Source organism: Thermodesulfovibrionales bacterium, from assembly GCA_035622735.1.
Classification (GTDB): Bacteria; Nitrospirota; Thermodesulfovibrionia; order Thermodesulfovibrionales; family UBA9159; genus DASPUT01.
Genome location: DASPUT010000038.1, coordinates 1 through 7,505, shown reverse-complemented (window position 1 = coordinate 7,505; position 7,505 = coordinate 1). Strand labels below are relative to the sequence as shown.

The following is a 7,505-nucleotide window of genomic DNA, read 5'->3' as shown; positions in this document are numbered from 1 at the left end:
AACTCGCTCACCCGGAGGCCGGAGGCATAGAGGAGTTCGAGCATCGCGGAGTTCCTGGCCGCCAATGCCGCCCGGACCGATTCCTTTTCCCCGCCGCCCGACTTCAGCGAGGCGGTGAGCACGTCCTTTATCTCGTCGAGGCTCAACGCCTTCGGCAGCCTCTCCCACTTCTTCGGCGACTGGAGATTCTCTGAAGGGTCTTCGTCGATGATCTTCTCGATGAGAAGGAACTTACAGAGGCCCTTCAGCGACGAGAGGAACCTGCAGATGCTCGCGGCCGAATACGGTTTCGCCCTCAGCTCATCGAGGAAGTCGATGATGTCGGCACGCGAGAAACCGTCCAGTTCCAGCCCCCGCGACGAGAGGAATCCGGAGAACGACGTGAGGTCCCTTCCGTAGGAGTCGACCGTATTTTTCGCCAGGCCCTTCTCAACGGAGAGGTAGGAGAGAAAATCCTTAAGTAACGGCACAGGACAGGTACCCCTCTATTCCCGTCGACTGTTTCAGTCTCCGATAGAGTATATCGGCGATCTTGAAAAGATTGACCGTATCCTCCCGGTTGTAAAGGAGGAGAAGCCGTCTCGCCTCGTCGCTCCCTCGCCTCGCCATCTCCCACAACCGTACCGCATCGTATCCGCCCATGCCCTTTACCTCGTCGTCGCGTTCGATGCCGAGCGATGCCTCGAGTCTCTTCAGCCCTCCGCTGAACCCGAGTCTCTTAGCTCCGTAACAGAGGTCAAAATGGGGCATGTCGAACCTCGCGCCGGGAAAGGCCCTCAGGAGAAAAGGGATATCGAAGGAGGCCCCGTAATAGGTGACGAGGCATTTATACCCTGAGAGCTCCCTGTTGAGGTTTTCGACCGTGAGATTCTCACCGGCGACGAGGGATCTCCATTCAAAACCGTCATAGAGGCCGACGACCGTGACGTACCCTCCGCTGCCGGGCTGATAACCGTTCGTCTCTATGTCGAGGAAGACCGTCTCTGTCCTGAAGATCTCGAAGAGCCTCCAGTGCTCCCGTCTCTTCACGGTCTTCGCGAAGAAGGCTGCGTCTCTCTCTTCGAGTCTCTTCGCGGCAAGGGAAAGGGAGCAGTCATGAAAGCCCTTTTTCTCGGGGCCGAGACAGCTGATATCCCCGGCCTCAAGGAAGTCGGCCCACGTGAGGATGCCGCCTTTCCACAGTCTCCTCTCGAGCTTTTCACCGATGCCGTTCAGCATGCTGAAGGTATTTCGTATCATGGCGCTTCCCGATAAATATTATACCTATAAGAAGTTGCCTGCACAATAGAGACAGGGTCTTGCGGAACGGACAAGAGAGGGGCGGTCGTGCGATGCGGTCTTCAGGGAATCTTCTCAGAGGTGCCGCGGCACAGTTCCCTCACCTCTTTACTGTACGCGCCATCCGCATCGTAAAGACAGAGCGGTTTTTCGACCTTTAGCCCCTCCCTCCCTTCCTTGACCGCCTCGACCAAAACCATCTTCGCTTCCGACCCGGCAGAGGAATGCACGAACCTCAGCCTTTTGACTTCCATGCCCCGCTCTTTCAGCGCGAGGATGAGCTCCGTGAGCCGCTCCGGGTGGTATACGAGAAAGAGCCTTCCCCTCGACCGCAAGAGATACCTCGCTCCGCGAATGAGTTCGGGGAGTCTCAGTTTTATCTCATGCCTCGCGACCGCCTTTTCCTCTTCAGGGCTTATGAGGCCCGTCTTCGCCCTCCTGAATGGAGGGTTCGAAACCACGATGTCGTACGCTCCTCCCGTTAGGGTCCGGTCGGTCTGACTCTCGTTCAGGTCCCTTATGTCGCATCCGACAACGCTGACCCTCCCCTCCAGGTTGTTTTCGCTCACATTTTTCTCGGCGAGCGTCACCATGGTGTCCTGGAGTTCGAGGAGGTCCACCCGCGAGCCCGGATACTTTTTCGCGAGGAGCATCCCTATGATGCCCGACCCCGCTCCGAGGTCGGCAATCCTTTTCACGACCGGGAGGCCTACGAAGGAATAGAGGAGGAGCGCGTCCACAGAGAACCGGTAGCCGCTCTTCGGCTGGTACAATTTCAGGTCCCGTATCGTGTCGAGCGTGACACCTTCCCTGTCGTCCACGGCAGATCCTGCCCGGCCACGCCTCATGAGAAACTTTCCCCGGACAGGGACCTGCCGGAATCGTCTATCTTCTCGACGAGGGGGATCAAGTCGACCATCCTGTCGATGAGGTAGTCGGCATGAGCGATCGCCTCCCTCGGTCTGTAGCCATAGGTGACCGCCACCGTGGCGATGCCGGCAGCCTTCCCCGCGTCGACGTCGTAATTGCTGTCTCCCACGATAAGGGCGTCCTGCGGCCGGACCCGCAGGTCCGCGAGCACCCTCAGGACAGGCACCGGCGATGGTTTCCTTTCCGGAGTCGTATCGCTGCCGACGATCATCTCGAAAAAGGGCAAGAGTCCGAGGCCGCTCAGGACCATCCTCGAGAGGGATTCACGCTTGTTCGATATGACCGCCTTTCTATAGTTCGCGGCATGGAGCCTTTCGAGCGTCTCCTTCACCCCCGGGTATTCCCTCGTGTTGTCGAGGATATGGTCTTCGTAGTACCCGAGAAACCGTTGGAGCACATCCGCCTTGAGAGCCGCGTCTCCCTCACCGACGATTCTATCGATGAGTCTCGTCAGCCCCTCGCCGACCATTGTAATCGTATCGGCTACCGTCAGGGGTTGGAACCCGTAAGGCACGAGGCTGTGATTCAGCGCGTTTGTGATGTCGACGCTCGAATCTATGAGCGTGCCGTCGAGGTCGAAGATGATGAGTCTCAGAGACATGCCGTCGTAATTATAGCACGGCGGAAAGAGCGAAGCCCTTTCGATCCGGAGGGGCGCTCTCAGATTTGCTATAATGCCGTTATGAAACATTTCGCGGCGAGGTGAGGATTGAGCAACAGGGTATGCCCGTGGTGGCTCGGTTATCTCCTGGCGAGCCCCTTGAGACGTCTGTTGCAGGACCCGGAGGCGGTCGTGAGGCCTTACGTGGGGGAAGGGGTGCGTGTCCTCGATGTCGGCTGCGGCATGGGATTTTTTTCTCTGCCTCTCGCCGGCCTCGTCGGCGAGACAGGCAGAGTCTTCTGCGTCGATTTACAGGAGAAGATGATAAGGGGCCTCATGCGGAGGGCGAAGAAGGCTGGCTTGAACGGAAGGATCGACGCGCGGGTATGCGGTCATGACTCTCTCGGCGTGGATGACCTCGCCGGCACCATCGATTTCGCGCTGCTCTTCGCCCTTGTTCATGAGGTGCCCGACAAGAGGAGGCTCTTTTCCGAAGTGCACGCGACGATGAGGCCGTCCAAACCGTTGTTATTGGCGGAGCCGAGGGGACACGTGTCCGGTCCGGATTTTGAGAAGACCGTTTCGATTGCGCAGAGTGCCGGATTTGAAGTTCTCCGTGAGTTGGATATACGGAGGAGTCGCGCCGTCCTGCTCCGATCACGGAATCGTCCCGCGGACTCATGAGACCCCATGCGGCATCGCGGAAGGCTTCTGGACCGCGGTAAAGGCCCGGCTCTTTTCCTGTTGTAAATTCAGTCCCCCCGTGCTATCCTTTTTTCGAGAGGGGAAGCATGGCGAACGAAACCGCATCAGGCCTGAAATCACCCGACGTTGCCGACAAGATAACCCTCTATCTTGTGGAGCACGGCAGCCAGATCCTCACCGCCATCGTCCTCATGGGCGTCGGCCTGATTATCGCCCGGTGGGTCGGCAATATCATGAAGCGGTGGCTGAGGAAGAAGGCCTTTGACGAGCCGGTCAGCAACCTCATCGTAAGGGCCGTGAAACTCCTCATCATCGCCTTCATCGGGGTCATGGCGCTCGGCCAGATGGGGATTCAGATCACACCGCTCATAGCCGGGATCGGCGTCGTCGGTGTCGGAGCGAGCCTCGCGATGCAGGGGATGCTCGGCAATCTCGTCGCCGGGCTGACGATCATCTTCACGAAACCCTTCACGATCGGCGAGTACATCGAACTGCTCGGGGTATACGGACAGGTGACGGATATCGCGCTCTTCTCAACCACCCTGCTTCACGCGGACAACTCCCGCGTCTTCGTGCCGAACCGGAAGATCGTGGGAGAGATACTTCACAATTACGGCAGGATCCGGCAGCTCGACCTCTCCGTAGGAGTGGCCTACGGCACAGACCTTATTCTTGCCGGCACCGTAATCGATGAGGTCCTGCGGCAGGACGCCCGCGTGCTCAAGGAACCGGCCCCTCTCGTGGGCATAGCCTCACTCGGCGATTCATTCATCACCCTCTCGATCAAGCCCTGGGTCGGGGTCGATGATTTCCCCGTGGTGAAGGCAGAACTTTACCGGTCCCTGCTCGAGAGGTTCCAGGAGAAGAAGATCGAGATCCCCGGACAGAGACAGACGGTCCTGCTTATCAATCAATCTTCCTGAATTGTTCTCTTATGAGAAAGGTATCGAAAGAGGATAGATAACATCATCCACTTCTTGGTGGAGGAACGTCATAAGGAGGAATGCCATGAAAGACTTTTTATCGAAGGCGGGGGTAGCGGTGACGCTCTTCGCTCTCGCAGTCGCCCTCACAAGCCTCTCCGTTCAGGCCGCAGAGAAGAAGAAGATTTCGGGAGTCTCGAAGACGAAACGGCTCATTTCTCAAACTGTTTCCTATCCCGGTGATGACCCCAGGCATATGATTGTGCAAACCGTTCGCGAGGAGAAGTTAACAAGTTCAGACGCGGACTGGAACGATCTCGACGTCTTGATGATTGAACAGGCGGACCGGCTTGCCGGGAGCGGAGCGCACAAAGGGTATCTCACGATTACCCACAAGAATGGCGATGAAACGTACATACGGTTTGAAGGCGCCAACAAGATGGATAAGGATGGCCAAGATTGGGAGGTCTCTTCCGAAGGGAAGCTGCAGATCACCGGAGGAACGGGAAAGTTTAAAGACGCGAAAGGCACCGGCAGTTATACCGGCAAGGCGACAGCGAAGGGATCCGTTGTGAATTGGGAGGTGGATGCGGAATATTAGGAAAACGGGAGGGATAGTCTCCGTGATAGATGCAGAGGCAGGGCGTCCCGTGAGAAAGAGCGGCTGACGTTCGGCAGAGGCGTTGTCAGCAAGCCCTTCCCCTCAGATGAAAGAAGAACTTCAGTCCCTTCTTCACCTTATCGGAGAAGAGCTTCGTGGCGAGGAAATTGCCGGCCACCTTCTTATTGATCTCGCCGAGGGTCGGATAGGGATGCATCGCCGAGACGAGGGTAGAAAACCTGACCTTCCCGTTCATCACCGCCACCCATTCGCTCACCAGTTCCCCGGCGTGGGGACCGAAGATCTGAACGCCTATCGGCCTCTCCCTTTCGTCGAGGAGCATCTTGATCTTGCCGACATCCTCGCCCTCCGCAAGGCTGCGGTCGTTCCCCCTGAACTCCTCGGTCCAGACGGAGTAGTCTATCCCGGCTGCCTTCGCCATCGCCTCGTTCATGCCGATGTTCGCCAGTTCCGGATCGGTATAGGTGCACCAGGGAAGGTTCGTGAAATCCGCCTTCCTCGGCAGATGGAAGACGGCATTGCTCACCGCGATCGACCCTTCGTACCCGGCGACATGGGTGAAGAGGTACCTGCCGTTCACGTCGCCGACCGCGTAGATATGCCGGTGGTTCGTCCTCATGCGGTCGTCCACCTTGATGCCTTTTCTATCCAAATCGACACCGATATGTTCGAGTCCGAGCCCCGAGACGTTTGGGTCACGCCCCGCTGCAACGAGGATCGTTTCTGCCCTGAGGGTGACCGCAGCCCCTTCGGCGGTTTTGATGACGACCTGCCGTTCAGTGCCCGAATCCCCTGTGCCTTCGATCGAGGCATTGAGATAAAAGGTGACGCCTTCACCGCGTAAGACATCCATCACGAGGTCCGACATATCCTTATCCTCCCGGGGAAGGATCCGGTCCGGACGCTGAACCACCGTCACCGCTGTTCCGAGGCGGGTAAATGCCTGTGCCATCTCGATGCCGATCGGGCCTCCTCCGAAGATGATCATCGATTTGGGGAGCCTCTCGAGAGAGAAGATCTGTTTGTTCGTGATGAAGGGGGTTCTGTCGAGTCCCTTGATCTGCGGGATAGAGGGGGAAGAACCGGTCGCGATGACCCAGCTCTTCGCGGAATAGCCCTTTCCGCTCACGCGAAGGGAATGCTCATCGAGAAAGGCCGGTTCCCCGAATTCCACTTTGACCCCGAGCCCGCAGAACCGCTCCTCGGAATCATGCCTCTGGATGATGCCGATGACATGCCGGATCCTCTCAGCCACAACCCTGAAGTCCACAGGCGGAAGCTCCGCCTCCGGAAGACCGAAATGCTCCGCCCTCTTCATCATGCGGCGGACCCGGGAGGTCATGATGAGCGTCTTGCTCGGAACGCATCCGTAGTGGAGACAGTCTCCGCCGAGTCTGCCGTCCTTATCGATGAGGAGCGTTTTTGCACCGAGCTGTGCCGCTCCTGCAGCGACGGTGAGCCCACCTGAGCCGCCTCCGAGAATGCCTATGTCGAAATCGAACTTAGCCACGCTGTCCTCCTTGATGCGAGAAGTTATTTCCTGCCGCTGCCCGTCCTCTTCGCTTTGTAAAAAGACAGGACCTTCTTTGCCGCGATCGGGAAAAGGCCGAGAAGCGCGAAGGACAGGATCAGCCCCGGAGAGAGTATCCCCGAAAGTCCGTGAACCTTCGCGAGCTCCGTCCCTGCATTGACATAGACGATCGTCCCGGCCAGCATCCCGACCTGCGAGACCCAGGCGAAAGTTCGAAGCGGAATCCCGGTGAGCCCCATGACGAGGTTAATGAGCCAGAAGGGAAAGACAGGGATGAGACGGAGCGTGAAGAGATAGAACGGACCCTCTCTCTCGATTCCCTCATTCACCGTCTTCAGTCTGTCGCCGAACCTGCGCCGGACCCAGTCGCGCAGGATGAACCTCGAGACCGCGCATGCGAGGGTGGCGCCCGCCGTGCTCGCGAAGGAGACGATGAGCGTCCCTATCCACAAACCGAAGAGCGCGCCGCCCGCGAGGGTCATGATCGCGGCTCCGGGCAGGGACAACGACGTCACGAGGATATAGATTCCCGCGTAAGCGGCGATCACAATGAGCCGGTGTTCCGCGTAAAGGGCGGCGAACCTCTCCTGAGACTCCTTCACGTACGAGAGGGAGAGATACCGCCCGAGGCCGAGGACCTCGAAGGCCACTACGAGTCCGGCGATAACCGCGACGACCGCTATCTTTTTTAAGGTGTCGCTTCTCTTCATCTTCTTTGCCGTTACGATCGGGGCGATTCGTCTTCTTCCCCATTACTTCCGAGTCTGCAGACGCTATCGCCGGCGTCCGATCCGTAAAGGGGAAATCATGGTGGAAGAAGAGGCGGACCCGGCGAACCGCAGATAGCGACTCTTGCCTTTTCTCATTGCAATCTACCATCGCTGAAACGGCTTGTCAACAGCGATTGATCCGGCT

General features: G+C 58.1%; 9 protein-coding genes. 3 read left to right on the top strand and 6 right to left on the bottom strand.

Going from position 1 to position 7,505, the window contains the following annotated elements; all coding sequences use genetic code 11:
* The 4 genes from VEI96_02065 to VEI96_02050 form a co-directional block, all read right to left on the bottom strand.
* The coding region (locus VEI96_02065; GenBank protein HXX56769.1) for a site-specific integrase at nucleotides 1-470 on the bottom strand (470 nt) is incomplete at its 3' end.
* Nucleotides 457-1,239, bottom strand: coding sequence for a ribonuclease H-like domain-containing protein (locus VEI96_02060; GenBank protein ID HXX56768.1), 783 nt, complete (start codon nucleotides 1,237-1,239; stop codon nucleotides 457-459). The genes VEI96_02060 and VEI96_02065, both read right to left, overlap by 14 nt.
* A gap of 101 nt (nucleotides 1,240-1,340) precedes the next feature.
* Nucleotides 1,341-2,126, bottom strand: a complete 786-nt coding sequence (locus VEI96_02055; protein ID HXX56767.1) for a tRNA1(Val) (adenine(37)-N6)-methyltransferase — start codon at nucleotides 2,124-2,126, stop codon at nucleotides 1,341-1,343.
* Entirely contained in the window at nucleotides 2,123-2,809 is a 687-nt protein-coding gene (locus VEI96_02050) for an HAD-IA family hydrolase (GenBank protein ID HXX56766.1), read from the bottom strand. The genes VEI96_02055 and VEI96_02050 overlap by 4 nt, the downstream gene beginning before the upstream one ends.
* 108 nt (nucleotides 2,810-2,917) lie before the next feature.
* Here VEI96_02050 and VEI96_02045 point away from each other — a divergent pair, with 108 nt between their 5' ends.
* From VEI96_02045 to VEI96_02035, 3 genes are all read left to right on the top strand, one after another.
* On the top strand, nucleotides 2,918-3,493 hold the full coding sequence (locus VEI96_02045; GenBank protein ID HXX56765.1) for a class I SAM-dependent methyltransferase: 576 nt from the start codon (nucleotides 2,918-2,920) through the stop codon (nucleotides 3,491-3,493).
* A gap of 107 nt (nucleotides 3,494-3,600) precedes the next feature.
* The gene (locus VEI96_02040) at nucleotides 3,601-4,437 is read left to right on the top strand and encodes a mechanosensitive ion channel (protein ID HXX56764.1); all 837 of its coding nucleotides are present in this window, start codon (nucleotides 3,601-3,603) and stop codon (nucleotides 4,435-4,437) included.
* 85 nt (nucleotides 4,438-4,522) lie between these two features.
* Nucleotides 4,523-5,038: a hypothetical protein gene (locus VEI96_02035; protein ID HXX56763.1), complete on the top strand. Its 516-nt coding sequence runs from the start codon at nucleotides 4,523-4,525 to the stop codon at nucleotides 5,036-5,038.
* A gap of 85 nt (nucleotides 5,039-5,123) precedes the next feature.
* On the opposite strand, the gene VEI96_02030 is transcribed toward VEI96_02035, so the two are convergent.
* On the bottom strand, nucleotides 5,124-6,569 hold the full coding sequence (locus VEI96_02030) for an FAD-dependent oxidoreductase (GenBank protein HXX56762.1): 1,446 nt from the start codon (nucleotides 6,567-6,569) through the stop codon (nucleotides 5,124-5,126).
* Nucleotides 6,570-6,592: 23 nt separating this feature from the next.
* Nucleotides 6,593-7,300 (bottom strand): TVP38/TMEM64 family protein, encoded by a 708-nt coding sequence (locus VEI96_02025; protein HXX56761.1) that lies wholly within the window; start codon nucleotides 7,298-7,300, stop codon nucleotides 6,593-6,595.
* Nucleotides 7,301-7,505 lie beyond the last annotated feature (205 nt).